The sequence below is a fragment of the Fluviicoccus sp. genome (genome assembly GCF_030646115.1).
In the GTDB taxonomy this organism is placed as follows: Bacteria; Pseudomonadota; Gammaproteobacteria; order Pseudomonadales; family Moraxellaceae; genus Fluviicoccus.
This window is the reverse complement of record NZ_JAUSMX010000018.1, coordinates 352536-373817: the sequence shown is the minus strand read 5'-3', so window position 1 is coordinate 373817 and position 21282 is coordinate 352536. Positions and strand designations below refer to the sequence as shown.

At 60.7% G+C, this 21282-nt stretch carries 16 protein-coding genes; 6 read left to right on the top strand and 10 right to left on the bottom strand.

All coding sequences use genetic code 11. The annotated features are described in order from the left end of the window. The first annotated feature begins 130 nt into the window (after positions 1 to 130). Complete coding sequence (ffh, locus tag Q7T36_RS13610) at positions 131 to 1582, top strand: signal recognition particle protein (RefSeq protein WP_304849533.1); 1452 nt, start codon at positions 131 to 133, stop codon at positions 1580 to 1582. A gap of 48 nt (positions 1583 to 1630) precedes the next feature. On the opposite strand, the gene Q7T36_RS13605 is transcribed toward ffh, so the two are convergent. The 8 genes from Q7T36_RS13605 to Q7T36_RS13570 all read right to left on the bottom strand — a co-directional run bounded on the left by Q7T36_RS13605 (position 1631) and on the right by Q7T36_RS13570 (position 11210). Continuing rightward, positions 1631 to 2248 carry a DUF2238 domain-containing protein gene (locus tag Q7T36_RS13605; RefSeq protein WP_304849530.1) on the bottom strand — a complete coding sequence of 206 codons (618 nt, stop codon included), beginning with the start codon at positions 2246 to 2248 and terminating at the stop codon, positions 1631 to 1633. 65 nt (positions 2249 to 2313) lie between these two features. Then, a complete protein-coding gene (locus tag Q7T36_RS13600; protein WP_304849528.1) occupies positions 2314 to 3195 on the bottom strand; it encodes a DMT family transporter in 882 nt (293 codons plus the stop codon). A gap of 81 nt (positions 3196 to 3276) precedes the next feature. Next, positions 3277 to 3954 carry a hypothetical protein gene (locus Q7T36_RS13595; RefSeq protein ID WP_304849526.1) on the bottom strand — a complete coding sequence of 226 codons (678 nt, stop codon included), beginning with the start codon at positions 3952 to 3954 and terminating at the stop codon, positions 3277 to 3279. 9 nt (positions 3955 to 3963) lie between these two features. Then, positions 3964 to 5289 (bottom strand): ammonium transporter, encoded by a 1326-nt coding sequence (locus Q7T36_RS13590; RefSeq protein ID WP_304849524.1) that lies wholly within the window; start codon positions 5287 to 5289, stop codon positions 3964 to 3966. Positions 5290 to 5380: 91 nt separating this feature from the next. Then, positions 5381 to 5875, bottom strand: coding sequence for a hypothetical protein (locus Q7T36_RS13585; RefSeq protein WP_304849522.1), 495 nt, complete (start codon positions 5873 to 5875; stop codon positions 5381 to 5383). A 104-nt stretch (positions 5876 to 5979) separates the two neighbouring features. Continuing rightward, complete coding sequence (locus Q7T36_RS13580) at positions 5980 to 6942, bottom strand: DUF2806 domain-containing protein (protein ID WP_304849519.1); 963 nt, start codon at positions 6940 to 6942, stop codon at positions 5980 to 5982. A 113-nt stretch (positions 6943 to 7055) separates the two neighbouring features. Then, positions 7056 to 8300 (bottom strand): ribonucleotide-diphosphate reductase subunit beta, encoded by a 1245-nt coding sequence (locus Q7T36_RS13575; RefSeq protein WP_304849515.1) that lies wholly within the window; start codon positions 8298 to 8300, stop codon positions 7056 to 7058. Positions 8301 to 8366: 66 nt separating this feature from the next. Next, positions 8367 to 11210, bottom strand: a complete 2844-nt coding sequence (locus Q7T36_RS13570) for a ribonucleoside-diphosphate reductase subunit alpha (protein WP_304849512.1) — start codon at positions 11208 to 11210, stop codon at positions 8367 to 8369. Positions 11211 to 11658: 448 nt separating this feature from the next. Here Q7T36_RS13570 and Q7T36_RS13565 point away from each other — a divergent pair, with 448 nt between their 5' ends. Both Q7T36_RS13565 and Q7T36_RS13560 read left to right on the top strand, forming a co-directional pair. Beyond that, entirely contained in the window at positions 11659 to 12378 is a 720-nt protein-coding gene (locus Q7T36_RS13565; protein WP_304849509.1) for a response regulator, read from the top strand. 77 nt (positions 12379 to 12455) lie between these two features. Continuing rightward, complete coding sequence (locus Q7T36_RS13560) at positions 12456 to 14093, top strand: ATP-binding protein (protein ID WP_304849506.1); 1638 nt, start codon at positions 12456 to 12458, stop codon at positions 14091 to 14093. Positions 14094 to 14315: 222 nt separating this feature from the next. Here Q7T36_RS13560 and Q7T36_RS13555 read toward each other — a convergent pair whose 3' ends face one another. Together Q7T36_RS13555 and rpsT are read right to left on the bottom strand one after the other, a co-directional pair. Continuing rightward, positions 14316 to 15158, bottom strand: coding sequence for a HEAT repeat domain-containing protein (locus Q7T36_RS13555; protein WP_304849503.1), 843 nt, complete (start codon positions 15156 to 15158; stop codon positions 14316 to 14318). Between the two features lie 238 nt (positions 15159 to 15396). Beyond that, positions 15397 to 15660, bottom strand: coding sequence for a 30S ribosomal protein S20 (gene rpsT / locus Q7T36_RS13550; RefSeq protein ID WP_304849500.1), 264 nt, complete (start codon positions 15658 to 15660; stop codon positions 15397 to 15399). A 172-nt stretch (positions 15661 to 15832) separates the two neighbouring features. Here rpsT and murJ point away from each other — a divergent pair, with 172 nt between their 5' ends. The 3 genes from murJ (at position 15833) to ileS (ending at position 21258) form a co-directional block, all read left to right on the top strand. After that, a complete protein-coding gene (gene murJ / locus Q7T36_RS13545) occupies positions 15833 to 17410 on the top strand; it encodes a murein biosynthesis integral membrane protein MurJ (protein ID WP_304849497.1) in 1578 nt (525 codons plus the stop codon). A 91-nt stretch (positions 17411 to 17501) separates the two neighbouring features. Next, complete coding sequence (ribF, locus tag Q7T36_RS13540; RefSeq protein WP_304849494.1) at positions 17502 to 18437, top strand: bifunctional riboflavin kinase/FAD synthetase; 936 nt, start codon at positions 17502 to 17504, stop codon at positions 18435 to 18437. Next, positions 18430 to 21258 carry an isoleucine--tRNA ligase gene (ileS, locus tag Q7T36_RS13535; protein WP_304849491.1) on the top strand — a complete coding sequence of 943 codons (2829 nt, stop codon included), beginning with the start codon at positions 18430 to 18432 and terminating at the stop codon, positions 21256 to 21258. The genes ribF and ileS overlap by 8 nt, the downstream gene beginning before the upstream one ends. Positions 21259 to 21282 lie beyond the last annotated feature (24 nt).

Here is a 21282-nt window from a genome sequence, read left to right as displayed (position 1 = left end):
CGCCTGACGGGAAAAGTATGATTATAGCCGGATTTTTCAAGACAAAACCAAGCGCCGGCTATAGCATAGGCAGGTTCTTTTTCCTATCCTTTAGGCCATTTTCCGCCTGACGACCAAGCGACGCATAACCATGTTTGATAATCTGACCGAACGCCTGACCCAGAGCCTGCGCAATATCAGCGGCTCGGGCACCCTCACCGAAGACAACATCAAGGAAACCCTGCGCGAAGTGCGCATGGCGCTGCTGGAAGCCGACGTGGCGCTGTCGGTGGTGCGTGACTTCATTGAGCGCATCCGCACCCAGGCGCTGGGCGCCGAGGTCATGCAGTCGCTGTCCCCCGGCCAGGCCTTCGTCAAGATTGTGTTTGACGAGTTGGTCAAGACGATGGGCGACGCCAATGAAACCCTCAACCTGCACGCCGCCCCGCCCGCCGTGGTGCTGATGGCCGGTTTGCAGGGTGCGGGCAAGACCACCACCGTCGCCAAGCTGGCCAGGTTCCTGCAGGAACGCCAGAAGAAGAAGGTGATGGTGGTGTCCTGCGACATCTACCGTCCGGCGGCCATCCGCCAGCTGGAAACGGTGGCCGGGGAAGTCGGCGCCACCTTCTTTCCGTCCGACCTCAGCCAGGACCCGGTGGATATCGCCCGCCGCGCCATTGCCGAAGCCAAGGTCAAATTCTTTGACGTGCTGATTGTCGATACCGCCGGCCGTCTGCACATTGACGAAAGCATGATGGGCGAGATCCAGCGCCTGCACGCCGCCATCAATCCTGTGGAAACCCTGTTCGTGGTGGACGCCATGACCGGCCAGGATGCTGCCAATACCGCCAAGGCCTTCAATGAAGCCTTGCCGCTGACCGGCGTCATTCTCACCAAAACCGACGGTGATGCCCGTGGCGGCGCCGCCTTGTCGGTGCGCGCCCTGACCGGCAAGCCGATCAAATTCCTGGGCATGGGCGAGAAGACCGATGCCCTGGAACCCTTCCATCCCGAGCGTGTTGCGCAGCGAATCCTGGGCATGGGCGACGTGTTGTCGCTGGTGGAAGAAGTCGAGCGCAAGATCGACAAGGAAAAGGCCGAGAAAATGGCCAAGAAGCTGAGTCGGGGCGGCGGCTTCAGCCTGGAAGACTTGTTGACGCAGTTCCAGCAGATGAAGGCCATGGGCGGCATGATGGGCTTCATGGACAAGCTGCCGGGCATGAACAGCGCCGCGGTGCAGGATGCCATGGCCAAGGGTGCGCCTGAGAAGATGATGAAGCAGATGGAAGCCATCATCCAGTCGATGACGCCGCTGGAGCGCAACAAGCCCGACGTCATCAACGGCTCGCGCAAGCGTCGTATTGCCGCCGGGGCGGGAGTGCAGATCCAGGACATCAACCGTTTGCTGAAGCAGCATGCGCAAATGGAAAAAATGATGAAGAAACTGTCCACCCCCAGCGGTATCAGCAAGATGATCAAGGGCTTGCGCGGCCTTCAGGGCAAGGCCGGCGGCAAGGGCATGCCGGGTGCGGGCGGCGGCTTGCCGCCCGGCATGGACCCCAATGAACTGGCCGGCTTGCTGGGCAAGCAGCCGAAGAAGTAACCTTGACGGGGGAGCGGCCGGACGTGCCGGCTGCTCCCGGTTCGACGGCTACTTCCCGCCCAGTCGTTCCCGGCGGGTGGCCGCCAGATACCAGCCGATGGCGAACAGCGCCCCCAGCGTATCCGCCAGCATGTCCTTCTGCGCATCCCAGATGTCACCTTGCGAACCCAGAAACTCTGCGCCTGCAGAGCCGCCGTCCGCCGCTGCATACCACCATTCAATGATCTCGTAACCCGCCGCAATGCTCATGATGCTGAACAGCCCGAACAGGGCGGAGAACAGCAGCGGCAACCGGTATTTCCTCATCAGCAGTTCCATGATGGGATACGCATAAAAACCCACCGAAAAGTGGCCGACGCGGTCGAAGTGGTTGCGACTTGCGCCCATCAGGTCGGTGACATAACCGAACGGCACATTGGCGAAGGTGTAATGTCCGCCGATGGTGTGCCAGAACAGCCAGTAGCCCATCAGGCCGTAAGCGGTATTCGAAAACCGGAAATTACGGAAGGTGAAGACCAGCAGCGCGAAGACCAGGATGACCGGTGTCACTTCCGCAATCCAGACCTGCCGGGACACCGGGCTGATGGCCAGGGCCGTGAAGAAAACCACAAAGATCAGCGCCAGCGCAGGCGCAAAGGATTCCTTGATATCCTTGCCGGGGGTCATGCCGTTTGTCCTGAAAATGATTCCAAGGCGGTTTGTAGCATGCGCGCCGCGTTGGGGAAAGCCCCTCAGACCTCCTCGGGCACCCGCGCCGACCGGACGCTGTCACGGGGCAGGCACAGCAGCAAGGCCAGGAAAATCAGCAGCATGCCGCCAATGGCGTAGGGGTCCGGCGTTTCTTCCCACAAGATCCATGCCCAGAATCCGGCAAAGATAATGGCCAGGTAGTTGGCGGGACCGATCTTGCCCGCCGGGGCATAGCCATAGGCTTTTGACAGCGAAATCTGGCTGAGGGTGGCCAGAGTCCCCGCGCCACCCAAATACAGCAGCTCGTCGACGGTCAGCGGCCGCCAGTGCCAGACCATGGGAATCGCGGAAACAGCGGTGGCGATGGCGCAGAAGTAAAAGACAATGCGGGTGGGCGGTTCGGTGGCGGTCAGGGCCCGCACGGTGACAAAGGCCATGGCGGCCAGCAGGCTGGAGCTGATGCCCACCAGGCTCAGCAGGTTGAACATACCCTGATCCGGTTTCGCCACCAGCACCACACCGACCATGCCGACGGCAGCGGCCAACAGCATCAACGGCGTGATTTTTTCCTTCAGGAACAGCCAGGCCACCAACGGGATGAACACCGGTGAGGAATAGGTGAAGACCATGGCGTTGGACAACGGCAGATGGGCAATGGCATAGAAGAAGCCGTACATGGCGGCCAGACCGACCAGGGCGCGCCACAGGTGTTTCAGCGGCACTCGGGTGGCCAGGAAGCGCCTGCCGCCGGCCACGGCCAGCGGCAGCAACAGCAAGGTGCCGGTGAGGTTGCGGGCAAAGACGACGGTGGCGTTGTCGACCGTATGCGAGGCCAGCCGGATCAGCACGCCCATGCTGGCGAACAGCAGGGCGGAGAGGCTGAGCAAAGCGAGGCCTTTGAGGAGGGATTGCTGGGGCATCATGCCCGCTAGCATAACGGAATCGACCGTATGCCGACAGAAAAACTAAGAACGGCGCGGTCTGGAACCGCGCCATTGATGAGCCTACAGCAAGTCGCGCACCGGGAATTCCTCGCGTGAACTTTGCTCCACCCGCACCACCGCTTCATGCAGCACGGAGTCCGCCTTCACCGGCCCCAGTTGCTCGCACAAGGCCACATAGACCTGATTCACGAACTGGCGCATGGCCGGTTGGCTCATCCTGAACTGGGCGGGCAAGGGGTAGCGCTGGCTCATCCAGGCATAAAGGTCGCGCCGGGTGGGCTCATCCGTTTTCAGTCTCCCCAGTTGATCCAGGATGCCCAGCCGCAACCGGGTTTCCTGGTTCTGCGGGCTCAGCGCCAGAATGCGTTCAACCAGCTCCGAAAACACCCGCAGTGCACTCATGTTGCTGTAGACCGTCACCGGTTCCGCGATAACGGCGGCCTTTTTTTCCTCTTCAGCACCCGGCGTGGTGTTGTGCAGGGCCAGAAACAGCGCCTGCAGGATGCGCGACCGCTGTCCGGCCATGCTGCCGTCCAGAAACTCGCTGATAAACCGCTGCATGGCGAACGTAGGCTGGTTGGCGTACTTCATCTCCCAGATGTTCAGGGCATGATCCAGGGTTTCAGAGCTCAGATAGGGGCTGAGCGCATTGGCGATTGCCATTTTCTTGGCCATAAACATGGCTTCTCCATTCAAGTCCACAGATTCATCAATATTGCGACGTAAGGGCGTACTCATGGCATCACCTTAATGCTCGCTGCGGGAGGCCAGGTTATCCGGGTTGAAAATCTTCATTTGCTGGAATTCGGGATAACCCAGTTCGGCGTGTTCGGTATAGTCCAGACCGCGTTGCTCATGCATCGGGCTGGCGCGCAAACCCAGGACCACGTCAATGACCTTGTACATCATCAGTCCGCCGCCAAAACCCCAGGCAAAACAGACGCCGATGCCGATCAACTGGACACCGATGCGGTCGGCGCTGAACATGTCGCCGGCATAGAACAAACCGGCCGCCAGCGTGCCCCAGGCACCGCAGAAGCCGTGCACACTCACGGCATCCACGACATCATCCAGCCGGAAGCGCGCCAGCAGTTGCGGGCCGAAGAGGGTGATGGAACCGGCCACCAGTCCGGTCAGGATGGCGAATTGGGGGTCCATGCTGGCGCAACCGGCCGTGACGGCCACCAGCCCGCCCAGCGAGCCGTTGACGGTATTGGTCAGCAGCACCGGACGGTTCAGCAGCCAGCTCAAGGCGGCAATGCCGGCCGCCCCGGCGCAGGCGGCCAGGTGGGTATTGAGGATGATCTTGCCGATGCTGGCGTCCCCGACCAGGGTGGAGCCGCCGTTGAAGCCGAACCAGCCGAACCAGAGCAGGAAACCGCCCAGAGCCACCAGTCCCAGGTTATGGCCGGGAATGGAGCGCGACTCGCCGTCCGCGCCAAAGCGGCCCAGGCGCGGCCCGACAATCATGATCCCCGCCAGCGCAATCCAGCCGCCCAGCGAATGCACCACCGTCGATCCTGCGAAATCGACAAAGCCCATCGCCTTCAGCCAGCCGCTGCCATTTTCGTAGGCGCCCCAGGCCCAGCTGCCGAACACCGGGTACAGGATGCCGCTGATGAGGATGGCGCCCAGCAGGTAGGCTCCGTAGTGGGTGCGCTCGGCCATGGCGCCCGAGACGATGGTGGTGGCGGTGGCGGCAAACATCATCTGGAACAGCAGGAAGCTGTAGTCCCAAGGCTTGCCGTCGGAAAGCATGAACAGGTCGGTGCCGATCCAGCCGCTCGGATTGGCGCCGAACATCAGGCCGAAGCCGAATACCCAGAAGATGATCCCGCCGACACAACAATCCATGTAGTTCTTCATGATGACATTGACGGCATTCTTGCTGCGCGCCATGCCGCTCTCGACCAGCGCGAAGCCGGCCTGCATCAGGAATACCAGCGCCGAAGCGGCCATGAGCCATACGGAGTTGATGGAAAGGGCAAAATCGGGCGTGGTGGAGGCCGTGTCCGCGAATGCCAGTGAGGGTCCCAGCGCCAAGGCCAGGAAAGCGGATCGTTGCAGTAACATGGTGTTCCCCTGTGGTAATCACCGGGGATTCAAGCAACGGTTGTGCCAGTTGTTGTCAGATCATGGCGGAAATGCCGACAGGGTCACACTATTAGTGACCTGACTTGAGGCGCTCTTCCATTTCGCGGATCTGCTGAGCTTTCAAACGAATGATTTCCGCACTATCCGACACCTGCGATTCCAGCGCCTGCTTGCGGGCGGCAATCTGCCGGGCCTCTTCGCTCTGGCGGTCGGCCTCCTCGGCGGCCAGCGGCGCCGGGATCGGGGCGGGGTCTTGCTTCGCTATCGGGCGTCGGGAAGCCTCTGCAGCCGGTTTGTCCGGAGAAGTTGCACTGATCCCGGGCTTGTTGCCCGAAACCGGTGCGGCGGGTGTCGGCGGGACGGGGGTTGCCGGCGCGGCGGCGGCCGGAGGGGTTGACGCAGGATCGGGCGCGGCAATGACGGGCGCGGCAGGCGTGACAGGGGCCGCTGCGACAGCGGGCTCCTGCTTCTGGGTGGACAGCACCACCGTGATGCTGGCGGTGGCGACGATGCCGCCCAACACGAATCCGGCGGCGCCGATGATCAGATGTTCCCGGGTAAACATTGTTGTTGTTCTCCTTGCCTGGGGTTAGGCCTGATGCGCGATGCTGTCGAAGTCTGCCCTGACTGTCAACTGTTGCAGGGCAGACATTCCATGGTGCAGGGTATTCAGGTGAGGGTGCTGAGGGTGATGCCGTGGCTCTGGAACCACTCGGTCAGACGGGTGTTGTAGTCGTCATGGGCTTTCAGGTCGAGAATCGGGCGCAATTCATGCCCCACCGGCGACAGCAGGATGACATCGGTCTGCGGCGGCTTCGGCGGCGGCAGTTGTGCCTGGGCAAAGACAATGGAGCGTTCCGCCATGGCAAAGGAGGCGCGGTTGAGATAGTTGCTGAGATCCAGATTGCTGGACAGCGTCGGCGACACCAGCCCGGCGCATTGCAGATCCAGCAGGTCCTGGTATTTGACGCCGAGGTCGGCATCCCCCTTGGTACGAAAGTCGGGCCAAGGGGAGATGATGACAAAGGTGATGCTGGCGGAGCGCAGGCTGAGATTGCAGAAGCGGCGGAACTGGTCGGCGGTTTTGCGCGTCAGCCAGTTCACGGCCTGAATGGCGGACGGTGAGAAGCTGCCGGGTTTGCGGATTTCCCCGGCCAGCATCCGCGCCAGCATGCGTTGCAGTTCGGGATCGCTCTTGACGGCGGCGGCTTCGGCGAACATGTCCAGCCAGTCGTCGTCAATTTCCCGGGGGCTGTCCTTGCGTTGTGCCTTGCCGCCCAGCAATTGGTTGACGGTCAGGCGGGCAATGGTTTCCCGGTTGAGCTGGCGGCGGATTTCCCGGTTCATGAAGCTGTCGGCGGCGCGTGCGCCCAAGGCTTCGCAGCCATGCTGACGGGCGGCGATGGCGCGCCAGCTGTTCCTGATGTCGGTCGGGGTTTCTTCGGCAATTACTGGCGCATCGGATGGCGGCGCGGTCAGGCCGGTCAACAGCAATGACAAGGCTTTCAGGGTGTTATAGCGGGCATTTGGCGTCAGCCGCTTGCCTGGCAGGTCAGGGAATCCGGCCTCCTTGCAAAGTCGCAGGGTGGTGCTGAAGTTGGTGGTTTTGGTTGTCTGGGGTTTTGTCGTCATGATGTGAAATCGTGGGCAACCGGAGGCCATTATGGCGCGATTCTGTCATCTCGACACCCGAAAAGGGTATAAAAAAAGGCGCATCCTTGCGCCTTGATGGGGGCATTGCCCTATTACCAGGCCAGCGCGCCGCCGGTCTGATATTCAGTGACGCGGGTTTCGAAGAAATTCTTCTCCTTCCGCAAGTCCATGATTTCGCTCATCCACGGGAACGGGTTCTTCACGCCGGGGAACTGTTCCGGCAAACCAATTTGCACCAGACGGCGGTTGGCGATGAACTGCAGGTACTCTTCCATCATCGCGGCATTCATGCCCAGTACGCCGCGCGGCATGGTGTCGCGGGCATATTCGATTTCCAGTTGCGTGCCTTCCAGAATCATCTGGATCACTTCCTGCTGGAATTCGGCGGTCCACAGCTGCGGGTTCTCAATCTTGATCTGGTTGATGACGTCGATGCCGAAATTCAGGTGCATCGATTCATCGCGCAGGATGTACTGGAACTGCTCGGCCACGCCGGTCATCTTGTTGCGGCGGCCCATGCTCAGGATCTGGGTGAAACCGCAGTAGAAGAAGATGCCCTCGGTGACGGCGTAAAAGCCGATCAGGTTGCGCAGCAAATGCTGGTCGTCTTCCAGAGAGCCGGTCTTGAACAGCGGATTCGACAGCGAGTGGGTATGGCTGAGGCTCCACGCAGCCTTGCGGGCCACGGCCGGCACTTCGCGGTACATGTTGAAGATTTCGCCTTCATCAATGCCCAGCGATTCGATGCAGTACTGGTAGGCATGGGTATGAATGGCTTCCTCGAAGGCCTGGCGCAGCAGGTACTGGCGGCATTCGGGGTTGGTGATGTGGCGGTAGATGGCCAGCACCAGGTTGTTCGCCACCAGGCTGTCGGCGGTGGAGAAGTAACCCAGCGAACGCATCACGATCAGGCGCTCGTCGTCGGTCAGCTCGTTCGAGGAGCGCCACATGGAGACATCCTTGGCCATGTTCACTTCCTGAGGCATCCAGTGGTTGGCGCAGGCGTCAAGGTACTTCTGCCAGGCCCAGTCGTACTTGAAGGGCACCAGCTGGTTGAGGTCGGCGCGGCAGTTGATCATGCGCTTGTCGTCGACCTGGATGCGGGCGGCGCCCATTTCCAGCTCTTCCAGGCCGGGAGCTACGTCAAGGGCGGCGAGGGCGGCGGCGGCTCGATCGGCAGCGCTGCCAGAGGCAACAGCGGCTGTTGCAGCAACAGGTACCACTGCTGCCGGCGCAACTGCTGGCAATGGCGCAGTTGCTTGTGCAGGTGCTGCTGGTGCCGCCGCAGCCTTCTTAACGGGTTTTTCTTCAACATGAAATTCATCCCAGCTGAGCATGATCGGTCTCTCTGAATCTGTTTTATCGGTGTTCCCTTCCCCAGGAGGGAAGGGTTGGACAATGTCTTACTGGCAGGCTTCGCAATCCGGATTGTCAATCGAGCAGGCCAAAGGCACCGGCGCGGCCTGGGCGTATTCGGCCGGAGCTTCCTGCACCACCGACTTCACCGCATTCAGCGCCCCGTCGGAAATCGTTGATTTCTCGGAGGAGGTCGCGCCAACGGCGCGGAGGTAATAAGTCGTTTTCAGACCGCGATACCAGGCCATGCGATAGGTGATGTCCAGCTTCTTGCCGGAAGCGTGGCTGATGTACAGGTTCAGCGACTGCGCCTGGTCAATCCACTTCTGGCGGCGGCTGGCGGCATCCACCATCCAGCGCGGCTCCACTTCAAAAGCGGTGGCGAACAAGGCCTTCAGGTCGTCCGGGATACGGTCAATATTCTGCACCGAGCCGTCGTAGTACTTCAGGTCGTTGACCATCACCGAGTCCCACAGCCCGCGCGCCTTCAGGGCGTTGACCAGGTACGGGTTGACGACGGTGAATTCGCCGGACAGGTTGGACTTCACATACAGGTTCTGGAAGGTCGGCTCAATGGATTGCGAGACGCCGCAGATGTTGGAAATGGTTGCGGTCGGGGCGATGGCCATGACATTGGAGTTACGCATGCCAACGTTCATCACCTTCTGGCGCAGGCTGTCCCAGTCCAGGGTGCTGCTCTGGTCCACCTCAATGAACTTGCCGCCACGGGCCTCAATCACGCGCTGCAGCGAGTCGATGGGCAGCACGCCCTGACTCCACAGCGAGCCATCAAAGGTGCTGTAGCTGCCGCGTTCGCGCGCCAATTCGCTGGAAGCGTTGATGGCGTGCCAGCTGACGGCTTCCATCGAGCTGTCCGCGAAGGAGACGGCGGCGTCGGAGCTGTAGGGCACGTTCAGCACATACAGCGCATCCTGGAAGCCCATGATGCCCAAGCCCACCGGACGATGGCGCATGTTGGAGTTGCGGGCCTGTTCCACGGCGTAGTAGTTGATGTCGATGACGTTGTCGAGCATGCGCACGGCGGTCTTGACGGTTCGCTCCAGCTTGGCGATGTCCAGGCCGGACGGTGTCACGTGGTTCACCAGGTTGATGGAGCCGAGGTTGCAGACGGCAATCTCGTCCTTCGAGGTGTTGAGCGTGATTTCCGTGCACAGGTTCGAGGAGTGCACCACACCCACGTGCTGCTGCGGCGAGCGCAGGTTGCAGACATCCTTGAAAGTGATCCAGGGATGGCCGGTTTCGAACAGCATCGACAGCATCTTGCGCCACAGGTCCTGCGCCTTGACGGTCTTGAACAGGCGGTGCTTGCCGGCGGCAGCCAGACGCTCATACTCGGCATAACGTGTCGCAAACTCGGCACCGTAGAGGTCGTGCAAATCCGGGCAGTCGGACGGGGAGAACAAGGTCCAGTCGCCGTCTTCAAAGACACGTTGCATGAACAGGTCGGGCACCCAGTTGGCGGTGTTCATGTCGTGGGTGCGGCGGCGGTCATCGCCGGTGTTCTTGCGCAGCTCCAGGAATTCCTCGATGTCGAGGTGCCAGGTTTCCAGATAGGCGCAGACCGCGCCCTTGCGCTTGCCACCCTGATTCACCGCCACGGCGGTGTCGTTGGCCACTTTCAAGAAAGGGACGACGCCCTGTGACTTGCCGTTGGTGCCCTTGATGTACGCGCCCAGCGCCCGCACCGGCGTCCAGTCGTTGCCCAACCCGCCCGCCCACTTCGAGAGCATGGCGTTGTCGCGGATGGCGCCGTAGATGCCGTACAGGTCATCGGGCACGGTGGTCAGGTAGCAGCTGGACAGCTGCGGGCGTAGCGTACCGGCGTTGAACAGCGTCGGGGTGGATGCCATGTAGTCAAAGCTGGACAGCAGGTTGTAGAACTCGATGGCGCGGGCTTCGCGGTCCTTCTCGTTCATGGCCAGACCCATCGCCACGCGCATGAAGAACAACTGCGGCAGCTCGAAGCGCACGTCGCGGTGATGCAGGAAATAGCGGTCGTACAGCGTCTGCAGGCCAAGGTAGGTGAATTGCTGGTCGCCGGAGGGCTTCAGGGCGTCGGCAATCTTGGCCAAGTCGAAGGCCGTCAGCAGTGCGGGATCCAGCAGCTCCAGCTCCACACCCTTTTTCAGGTAGGCGGGCAGCGCCTGCGGATACAGCTCGCTCATTTCTTCATAGGTGGCGTGTTCGGCCATGCCGAGGAAGGACAAGGCTTCCGAGCGCAGCTGGTTCATCAGCAGGCGGGCGGTGACGTAGGTGTAGTTCGGTTCCTGTTCAATGTGAACGCGGGTGCACATCACCATGGTGGTGACCAGGTCGCTTTCCTTGACGCCGTCATACAGGTTGCGCAGGGTTTCTTCAATGATGTCGCCGGGCTCCACGCCGGTCAGGTTTTCGCAGGCGCTGGCCACCAGACGTTCCAGACGGCCCAGATCCAGCGGCATGCGGGTGCCGTCACCCATCGTGACCGTCAGGGTCGGGTGCGGCTTGGTGACGCCGGCATCCCGCAGGCGGGAGCGTTCTTCACGATAGATGACGTAGGAGCGGGCCACTTTCTGCTCGCCGGAGCGCATCAGCGCCAGCTCCACCTGATCCTGGATTTCCTCGATGTGGACAGTGCCGCCGCTGGGCATGCGGCGCTTGAAGGTATTGCCGACGGCGGCGGTCAGCAGGGCCACCTGCTCATAGACACGGCGGGAATCGGCAGCCACATTGCCTTCCACGGCCAGGAAAGCCTTGGTAATGGCGACGGCGATCTTGTCGTCGGTGTAGGGCACCAGCGTGCCGTTGCGCTTGATGACGCGCAACTGGCCGGGCAGGGCGGCCGCTCCCGGTTCCCCGGCTTCAAAGGATTTCTGGGCGGATATGGTCATGGTCAGGCTCCCGGTCGCCGCAAAGACCGAAAAAAACCACCCATGGCGACAGACAGCGGGTCGGTCGCGGGCAGGGGCGGTGGATATCGGTCGTTGTTAGTTAAAAAAGTGCGCAAAACACAAGCTGTAGTGTGTTGTTGCTGGATGGGGCACAAAATAAGGCGTTTTCTGCGGCGGCGCAAGAGGATGTAGCTGTGGACAAAACTGTGGATAAGTGCGGGTCAGTAATCGCTCTTGAATCCATTTCAGGCTGTATTGCCAGTGGTTTGCTGAACCGGGTGCTGTGGATAACCTGACGGAATGCAAATGTAAAAAAATATATTCCTGACAGGCGGCGTGCGGGGCTTTGGTGGGGCATTGGTAGTGATTTCGTGAAACTACCCTTGGGGTGGACACCGGAATTAACTATGATCGGCATTACCGAACACAGAACACACAGGAACCGACAATGAGTCAACCCGAAGAAAAGCTGCCACGCATCCTGATCGTTGAGGACGACGAGCGCCTGGCAACCCTGACTCAGGAGTATCTGATCCGCAACGGCATGGAAGTCGGCATTGAAACCGACGGCAACCGCGCCATCCGCCGCATCATTTCCGACCAGCCCGACCTGGTAGTGCTGGATGTGATGCTGCCCGGCGCCGACGGCCTCACCATCTGCCGCGAGATCCGTCCCCACTATCACCACCCGATCCTGATGCTGACCGCACGCACTGACGACATGGACCAGGTGCTGGGCCTGGAAATGGGCGCGGATGACTACGTCGCCAAACCGGCGCAGCCGCGGGTGTTGCTGGCCCGTATCCGCGCCCTGCTGCGCCGCTCCGACAAAATTGTGGATGACGATATTCCGCAACGCATCGAGTTCGACGATCTGGTCATCGACAATGGCGGTCGTTCGGTCACTCTGGCCGGCCAGCCGGTGGAGTTCACCAGCGCTGAATATGACCTGTTGTGGCTGCTGGCCTCCAATGCCGGTCGCATCCTTTCCCGCGAGGATATTTTCGAGCGTCTGCGTGGCATTGAATACGATGGTCAGGATCGCTCCATTGACGTCCGTATCTCACGCATCCGGCCCAAGATCGGCGACGATCCCGACAATCCGCGTCGCATCAAGACCGTTCGCAGCAAGGGATATCTGTTCGTCAAGGAGTCCATCGGCGCCTGAGTGCGCCTGTTGTTCACATGGCCCGCTGCTTCCGGCGGGCTTTTTCATTGTGGGTTCCGCATTGAGGTAAGGTCCAGGTGATCCGTCCCCCCAGCAGTATATTTGTGCGCATTTACGGCGGAGTGCTGCTGGTGATCAGTGCCGTGGCTATATGTGCCTGGTCGACCCTGCAGGTGCTGAACGAGCAGCGGGCGTCGGATTACCGGGAACACATGGCCACCGGTTTTTTCCACTTGATTGCCATCGGCGTGGCGCGGCAGCCGGAAGGACCGCTCCGGGAGGCCTGGCTGCAGGAAGCCTCCCAGTTGCTGGACAACCCTCTGCAACTGGTGCGGGATGTTCCGGCGGAGAACTTCAGCACTGACGAGCTGGACAGTCTCGCGGCCGGCAAGGCGGTCATCCGGCTGGACGTGCGCAAGAACTTCGCCAATATTTACAGCCAGGTGCCCGGCAAGCAGACGCTCTACCTCAAGGTGCGGATGAGCAAAGTGTCCGAGCAGCAGGCAAAGGCCATGGCGGTGTTCCTGCTGGATGACCTGGAGCATTACCGTGGTCAGGAGGCGCGACGCCTCAAGGAGTTGCAGCACTGGTTTGCATTTCCGCTGTCACTGGTGCCCTTGGACAAGGTGGGTCTGGAGACGGATCAGCGCGCCCGCATCAAGCGCAACGAGGTGGTGCTGGCGTTGAAGGAGGGGGCGGGCACGCGCAATTCCTCGGTGCGGATCATTGCCCCCGCTATGTATCCGGGGCTGGTGCTGGTGATCGGCCCCATGTACCTGTTTGACTGGATGCCGGTCCGCTTGCTGCTGATTGTCTGTGCCGTCAGCCTGGGCATGATTACGGTCGCGTCTTATTTCATCATTCATCCGCTGGAAAAAAAGATCAAGAACGTGGAGCAGGCCGTGCGCCATATCCGCGCCGGGGATCTCAGCGCCCGGGCCGAGGTGGAAGGGCGGGATGAGGTCAGCCAGCTGGCGTTGGCGTTCAACAGCATGGCGGAGCATATTCAGCGACTGATTGACTCCCAGCGGGAGCTGACCCGCGCCGTGTCCCATGAGTTGCGGACGCCGGTGGCCCGTATCCGTTTCGGCATGGACATGATGGCCGATACCGAGGACGCCGATGCCCGTCAGGAGCAACTGGCCGGCCTCGATCAGGATATTGATGAACTGAACAAGCTGATCGATGAGATTCTGACTTACGCCAAGCTGGAGCAGGGGATACCGGTCCTGAATTTCGAGCCGGTGGAACTGGGCGGGCTGCTGGCGCGGGTGGCGAAGGAAACATCGGTGCTGGGTTTCAAGGCGGTGGTGGACGTGGCGCCAACGGCGGAAGGAACTGTGGCGGAGGCCGAAGTCCGCTACCTGCACCGGGTGTTGCAGAATCTGGCCGGTAATGCCGGGCGCTATGCCGAGTCGCACATCCGGCTCAGCGCCTGGGTGCAGGACAATTGGGCGTATGTGGCAGTGGAGGATGACGGCCCGGGGATAGCTGAGAAGGATCGCGAGCGGGTATTCCAGCCTTTTACCCGGCTGGATGACAGCCGCACCCGTGCATCGGGAGGTTACGGACTGGGGTTGTCGATTGTCTCGCGCATTGCCTTTTGGTTTGGCGGCCAGATCACGGTGGACCGGAGCGAGACTTTGGGCGGTGCGCGTTTTGTGATGTCTTGGCCTGTGGTGCAAAAGTTGCGTAACAAACTGCCACGTCAGTAACAGGCCCATTACAGTAAGAGCACAGCGCGGCAACAGAGCCGGGCGGGCCGGAGAGTCATAATGTACTCATGACGTGATCATGGTTCTCCTCCTGGATTCATGTGTTGTACCCCTGTTAAGCCTGCGTATGCAGGCTTTTTTTTGCCTGCATTTTGCCGGAGTGCATGAAGGGCGGGGGCGCGTAAATGTCGAATGTATCGGTGATGGGTCTGGATTCAGCGCTTACCGGGTGAAGTTCTGGTTGTAGTCGTCAATGCGGCTCAGTGCGGCCACCACGCTTTCGTGGATGTCACGGGACTCCTGCGGGTTGTCGCGCAGGGCCAGCAGGGCGCCCTTGAGGGTGGTGGAGCGGGTGTCGATCAGACTGATGACCGTGGCCGCGCTGAGGCGGACCTCGCCGGAGACGTCATTCAAGGCCTGATACAGATAACCCTCCAGCGTCCCGTAGTCATCCCATTGCAGCAGCTGCAGGACGGTCTGTGAGCGCACATCGGCGTCATGGTGGTTGAGCAGCGCGTGCAGGGTGCTGGACATGGCCGGGTCATTGCCATAGGCGTCAATCGGGGCATCCAGATTATTGAGCAGACGCACCAGGACGCGGGGTTCCGCTTCATTCGACAGGGTCTGCACCACAATCCGGTGAACGGCGGGATCGGTCAGGGAATGCCCGGTCAGGATATCCACGCCCAACTCGCGTATCGCCGGATCTGTATCCCGGAGCAGGGCCTGCGCCACCGGCAGGCCTTCCGGGGAGTCGGTGTTACCCAGCAGGGTTTTCAGCCTGAACAGATTTTCCTCATGGCCTGCGGCACGGAGTTGTTGCAACAGTTTCAGGGTTTTGGCGGTGGCGGTGGGCTCCGGTGTCCGGAGTGAGGCGGAGTCCGGGTCGATGTGCGGCGGCAGTGATGCCGGTTGAGTGTGCCGGCTGATCCGAATGGCGGCGGTCGATGCGCTCAGGGGGGCGGCGGCCGGTGCGGATTTTTCCTGCAGCCATCCCGCAGCGCCGGTCAGGAGGGCTAATCCGGCCAAGGCCAAGGCCAGCTGCCGTGTCGTTGATGTACGCATGATGAACCCCCATGACTTGATTCCCTGTCGTTCCCGAATGTTCCGCGACAATGTTCAGGTTGAAATTGTACTTATTGAGTCTATCCTCACGGATTGCAAGTGGTGAATTCTGTGACGGCGGCCACGAAAAACGGGGGAGGCGGACTGGAGGTAGGGAAAAGGCGACTAATGGTGGGCGAGGTAAACGCCGGACAACAAAAAACCCGCGCCAGGCGGGTTTTCGGTATCCAGGTATGGCTTATGCCATGGCCTTGATATGTCCGTTCAGGCGGCTCTTGTGACGGGCGGCCTTGTTCTTGTGAATGATGCCCTTGTCGGCAATACGGTCAATCACGGGAACAGCGGTCGTGTAGGCAGCTGAAGCGGCGGCCTTGTCACCGGAAGCGATGGCGGCGACGACCTTTTTGATGTAGGTGCGCACCATGGAACGCAGGCTGGCGTTATGCTTGCGTTGCTGTTCGTTCTGGCGCGCACGCTTTTTGGCTTGTGCAGAATTGGCCACGGTGGCACTCCTAAAATTAGTCGGTTGCGGGTAACTAATACCCAAAATCAGGCGGGCGATTTTGCCTAGCTATCACCCCCAAGTCAAGCACGACTCGCGTTTTTTAGTGATTTCAGCAGGTCAATTCGCTACTATCCCGGCCTTGCTTCTTTAAATCAGCAGTGGGCCCCAGATGTCGTCTCCCCCCGTGATTCCCGCCGGTAATGCCCCGCCCTCCAAAAAGGGGGGGCTGTGGCGATCGACCATGATCGTCAGCGCCATGACCATGCTCTCCCGTATCCTGGGCCTGGTGCGTGACATGGTGATGCTGAACGTCTTTGGCGCCGACAAGCTGATGGACGCCTTTCTGGTGGCGTTCAAGATACCCAACTTCTTGCGGCGCTTATTTGCGGAAGGGGCCTTTGCCAACGCCTTTGTGCCGGTGTTGTCCGAGTACAAGTCGCGTGACGGCGATGAAGCAGTTCGGCAGTTGGTCGCCAGGGTGGCCGGTTCACTGTCGCTGATTCTGACGGTGATTACCGGGGTGGCCATGCTGGGCGCACCCGCCATCATCTTCCTGTTTGCACCCGGCTTTCGGGGCGATGAGGTCAAGTTTGACCTGGCGGCGGATTTGCTGGTGCTGACTTTTCCTTATTTGCTGATGATATCCATGACGGCGTTTGCCGGCGGTATCCTCAACAGTTACGGGCGTTTTGCCGTGCCGGCCTTTACGCCGGTCATGCTGAACGTCACTATGATTGCCGCCGCGCTGTGGCTGGCGCCGCAGATGGATACACCGGTCATGGCGCTGGGCTGGGGGGTGCTGGCGGCCGGGATCATCCAGCTCGCCTTGCAGATACCGGCGCTGAAGCAGCTGAACATGCTGCCCGCCTTCCGCGTGGACTTCGCGGACAAGGGCGTCAAAAAAATCCTGAGCCTGATGGTGCCGGCCATGTTTGGTGTCTCGGTAAGCCAGATCAACCTGATGCTGGACACCATCCTGGCGTCGTTCCTGATTGAGGGCTCGGTGTCCTGGCTGTACACCGCCGAGCGGCTTACCGAGCTGCCGCTGGGCCTCATCGGCATCGCTATTGCCACGGTCATCCTGCCTTCGCTTTCCGCACGCCACTCCGAAAAATCCCATGCCGAGTTCACCGCCATGCTGGATTGGGCGTTGCGGGTGATTGTGCTGGTGGGCGTGCCGGCCTCGCTGGCGATGCTGGTGCTGGCCGAACCGTTGATAGCGGCGCTGTTTCATCATGGCAAGTTCACCGAGAATGACGTGATGATGTCCGCCGGGGCGTTGAAGGCGCTGTCCGGCGGCATTCTGGCCTTCATGCTGGTCAAGGTGTTTGCTCCCGGCTATTTTGCCCGGCAGGACACGAAGACGCCGGTCAAGATCGGAATTGTCGCCATGGTCAGCAACATGGTGTTCAACCTGATCCTGGTTTGGGAGTACAAGCATGTTGGCCTGGCGCTGGCCAGCACCTTGTCCGCCTTCCTCAATGCCGGGCTGTTGTACTGGGGATTGCACCGGCGCGGCGTTTTCCGGCTGCAAAAACACTGGATTCCGCTGGGGCTGCGTTATCTGGTTGCGAATGCCGCTATGGTTACGGTGTTGCTGTCCATTACACCGGATACAGCTGAATGGTTCCGCATGCACGGCTGGTGGCGTGTGGCCTGGATCCTGGGTATTTGCGGTGCCGGCGGGGCTACCTATCTGGCAGCCCTGACATTGACCGGCTTCAAGTGGCGTGACTTGCGCCACTAATTCCTTATACTTGCTCTTTTGTTCGCCGGGAGAGTCCTCATATTGAGGGGGTCTCCCGTAAATCACGGGTTTTTCAAAAACACAGACCGGCATGAAGCTCCTTCGAAACTGGCAGCACCCCCGACAACTGGAACCGACTGTCGTCACGATCGGTAATTTCGATGGCGTGCATTGCGGGCATCAGGTCATGTTGCGCCGCCTGGTGGAGCAGAGCCATGCCGAAGGGCTGGCCAGCCTGGTAATGGTTTTTGAGCCGCAACCCCTGGAATTCTTTCTGGGCGGCAAGGCCCCCGCGCGCATCATGTCCTGGCGGGAAAAAGTGGAAGTCCTGCGTGATTGTGGTCTGGACTATGTGTTCCTGGCCCGCTTTGACCAGGCCTTCCGTTCATTGAATGCCCGCGCTTTTGTCGAGCGCCTGCTGGTGCAGCAGTTGAACTGCCGCCATCTGGTCATCGGTGATGATTTCCGTTTCGGCTGTGACCGCTCCGGTGACTTTGCATTATTGCAGAAGGCCGGTCTGGAATTCGGCTTTCAGGTGGAGCAGACCCCCACCGTCAGTCTGGCGGAAGACCGTGTCAGCTCCACCCGCATCCGCCAGGCCTTGCAGACCGGTGACTTTGCCTTGGCGGAGCACTTGCTTGGCCGCCCGTTCATGATCAGCGGCCATGTGCGCCACGGTGACAAGATCGGCCGCACCCTGGATTTCCCCACCGCCAATATCAGCCTGAACCGGCAGGTATCGCCAATGGCGGGCGTTTATGCGGTGAAGGTGCATGGCCTGGCGGAAAAGCCCTTGGCTGGCGCGGCCAATGTCGGCACCCGCCCGGCGGTCAACGGCACTGAAAACCGCATCGAAGTGCATATTCTCGATTTCAATGGCGACATTTATGGCCGCCGCATCGGCGTGGAGTTTTGCTACAAGCTCCGCGCCGAAACCCCTTTCCCGTCTCTGGATGCCTTGAAGGCCGCCATCGCCAACGATGTGCTGGCCACCCGCGCCTATTTTCAGCGAGTTGAACATGACTGACGCCAGCAAACCCGATTACAAATCCACGCTCAACCTGCCGGAAACCGGCTTTGCCATGAAAGCCAGCCTAGCAACCCGCGAAGCGGCCTGGGTCAAGGACTGGCAGCAAAACAAGCTCTACGCCCGTATCCGCGAAGTGCGCGCCGGTGCGCCCAAGTACATCCTGCATGACGGCCCGCCCTACGCCAACGGCGACATCCACATCGGTCATGCCGTCAACAAGATACTCAAGGACATCATCCTCAAGTCAAAGACGCTGTCCGGCTTTGATGCGCCCTATGTGCCGGGCTGGGACTGTCATGGCCTGCCCATCGAACTGAATGTCGAGAAAAAGTACGGCAAGGCGGGCGACAAGGTCACCGCCAAGGAATTCCGTAAACACTGCCGTGAGTTCGCACAGGGCCATGTCGAAAAGCAAAAGGCCGACTTCCAGCGCCTGGGCGTGCTGGGCGACTGGGAACATCCCTACCTGACCATGGATTTCCAGCAGGAAGCCGACATCATCCGCGTGCTGGGCAAGATTGCCGCCAACGGTCACCTGCACAAGGGGTTGAAACCGGTGCACTGGTGCATGGACTGCGGCTCGGCGCTGGCGGAAGCGGAAGTGGAGTATGAGGACAAGCAGTCGCATGCCGTCGACGTGGCCTTTGCGGTGCGGGATACGGCGGAATTCGCCAAACGTGCCGGACTGGCGCAAGCCCCGGCTTCTGTGGATTTTGTGATTTGGACGACCACGCCGTGGACGCTGCCCGCCAACCAGGCGGTGTCGCTGCATCCGGAACTGGAATATGTGGTGGTGCAGGCCGCCATTGACGGGCAGACACGGACGCTGGTGCTGGCGAAGACGCTGGCCGACGGCGCGCTGGAGCAGTACCGCGCCGAGAACCCCGTAATTCTGGCGACAGTGCCCGGACAGGCCTTCGAACACCTGTCACTGCAACACCCGTTCTACGAGCGCATTGTGCCGGTCATTGTTGGTGAACATGTGACCGCAGACGCCGGCACCGGGGCCGTGCACACCGCGCCGGGCCACGGTCACGATGACTTCATCATCGGCAACGTCTACGGGCTGCCTGTGGATAACCCTGTGGATAACTCCGGGGTGTTCCTGCCGAACACGCCGCTGTTCGCCGGCCAGCATGTCAACAAGGCCAACGAGCCCATCATTGAGACGCTGAAGGCCAACGACCGCCTGCTGTGCTACAAGAAGATCATCCACAGCTACCCGCACTGCTGGCGGCACAAGACCCCCATCATTTTCCGCGCCACGCCGCAGTGGTTCATCAGCATGGAACAGAAGGGCCTGCGTGATGATGCGATGAAGGCGATTGACGAAGTGCAGTGGCTGCCCGACTGGGGCAAGGCCCGCATCGTCTCGATGATGAACAATCGCCCGGACTGGTGCATTTCCCGCCAGCGCAACTGGGGTGTGCCTATCGCCCTGTTCGTGCACAAGATTACGGGCGAACTGCATCCGAAGACGCTTGATCTTATTGAGCAAGTGGCGCTGCGTGTCGAGCAGTCCGGCATTGATGCCTGGTGGGATACTGAAGCCGTCGAATTGCTGGGCGCTGAAGCCGCCGACTACGATAAGGTCAAGGATACGCTGGATGTCTGGTTCGACTCCGGCGCCACCCATTCCTGTGTGCTGACCCGCCGTCCGGACCTGCAATACCCGGCCGACCTTTATCTGGAAGGTTCCGACCAGCATCGCGGCTGGTTCCAGTCCTCGCTGCTGGTGGCGCTGGCCGCCAACGGCAACAAGCCCTACAAGACCGTTTTGACTCACGGCTTCACCGTAGATGGTCAGGGCCACAAGATGTCCAAGTCCAAGGGCAACGTTGTCGCCCCGCAGGACATCATGAAAACGCTGGGTGCGGATATCATCCGTCTCTGGGTTGCCGCCACCGATTACCGGGGTGAAATGTCGGTGTCGAAGGAAATCCTGGAGCGCATGTCGGACAGCTACCGCCGCATTCGCAACACCATGCGCTTCCTGCTGGCCAACCTCAACGGCTTCGACCCGGCGCAGCATCTGGTGGCCAACGAAGACATGCTGGCGCTGGACCGCTGGGCCGTGGACCGTGCGTATCAGGTGCAACAGGACATCCTGGCCGCTTACGAGTCCTTCGAGTTCCACCAGATTTACCACAAGCTGCACAACTTCTGTTCACTGGACCTGGGCAGCTTCTATCTCGATATCATCAAGGACCGCCAGTACACCACCCAGCCCGACTCGCTGGCGCGGCGTTCGGCGCAGACGGCGCTGTATCACATCATCGAAGCGGTGGTGCGCTGGATTGCACCCATCCTCAGCTTTACCGCCCATGAAATCTGGCAGGAACTGCCGGGTGAACACGGCGAGTCGGTGTTCCTGACGGACTGGTATCAGGGCTTGGCGCCGCTCACCGGCGAATCCGGGGTGCTGAGCCGTGGCTACTGGGATCAGGTGATGGCGGTCAAGGTCGCCGTCAACAAGGAAATTGAGGAAGCCCGCAACCGCAAGGAAGTCGGTTCCGGTCTGTCGGCGGAAGTGGACCTGTATGTTGCGCCCGCCCTGAAGCAGCAACTGGCGGTGCTGGGTGACGAACTGCGCTTCGTCCTGATTACCTCGGCGGCGCGCTTGAACGATGAAAGTGCAGAAGGGCAGGGCACCGAGGTCGCCGGCCTGCGGGTCAGGGTTACGCCGTCCACGTACACCAAGTGCGTGCGCTGCTGGCACTATCGCGCCGATGTCGGCAGTCATCCGGAGCATCCGGAAGCCTGCGCCCGCTGTGTGGAGAATGTGGCGGGCGCCGGGGAGAAGCGCTTGTTTGCCTGAGGTTTCCTTTTGATTGCTGTAACT

Coding starts and splice junctions, on each gene's coding strand:
- ribF (WP_304849494.1), top strand. CDS start 17,502: ATGAAGCTCCTTCGAAACTGGCAGCACCCCCGACAACTGGAACCGACT.
- Q7T36_RS13565 (WP_304849509.1), top strand. CDS start 11,659: ATGAGTCAACCCGAAGAAAAGCTGCCACGCATCCTGATCGTTGAGGAC.
- ileS (WP_304849491.1), top strand. CDS start 18,430: ATGACTGACGCCAGCAAACCCGATTACAAATCCACGCTCAACCTGCCG.
- Q7T36_RS13590 (WP_304849524.1), bottom strand. CDS start 5,289: ATGTTACTGCAACGATCCGCTTTCCTGGCCTTGGCGCTGGGACCCTCA.
- Q7T36_RS13600 (WP_304849528.1), bottom strand. CDS start 3,195: ATGATGCCCCAGCAATCCCTCCTCAAAGGCCTCGCTTTGCTCAGCCTC.
- murJ (WP_304849497.1), top strand. CDS start 15,833: ATGTCGTCTCCCCCCGTGATTCCCGCCGGTAATGCCCCGCCCTCCAAA.
- Q7T36_RS13585 (WP_304849522.1), bottom strand. CDS start 5,875: ATGTTTACCCGGGAACATCTGATCATCGGCGCCGCCGGATTCGTGTTG.
- Q7T36_RS13580 (WP_304849519.1), bottom strand. CDS start 6,942: ATGACGACAAAACCCCAGACAACCAAAACCACCAACTTCAGCACCACC.
- Q7T36_RS13595 (WP_304849526.1), bottom strand. CDS start 3,954: ATGAGTACGCCCTTACGTCGCAATATTGATGAATCTGTGGACTTGAAT.
- Q7T36_RS13575 (WP_304849515.1), bottom strand. CDS start 8,300: ATGCTCAGCTGGGATGAATTTCATGTTGAAGAAAAACCCGTTAAGAAG.
- Q7T36_RS13605 (WP_304849530.1), bottom strand. CDS start 2,248: ATGACCCCCGGCAAGGATATCAAGGAATCCTTTGCGCCTGCGCTGGCG.
- ffh (WP_304849533.1), top strand. CDS start 131: ATGTTTGATAATCTGACCGAACGCCTGACCCAGAGCCTGCGCAATATC.
- Q7T36_RS13570 (WP_304849512.1), bottom strand. CDS start 11,210: ATGACCATATCCGCCCAGAAATCCTTTGAAGCCGGGGAACCGGGAGCG.
- Q7T36_RS13555 (WP_304849503.1), bottom strand. CDS start 15,158: ATGCGTACATCAACGACACGGCAGCTGGCCTTGGCCTTGGCCGGATTA.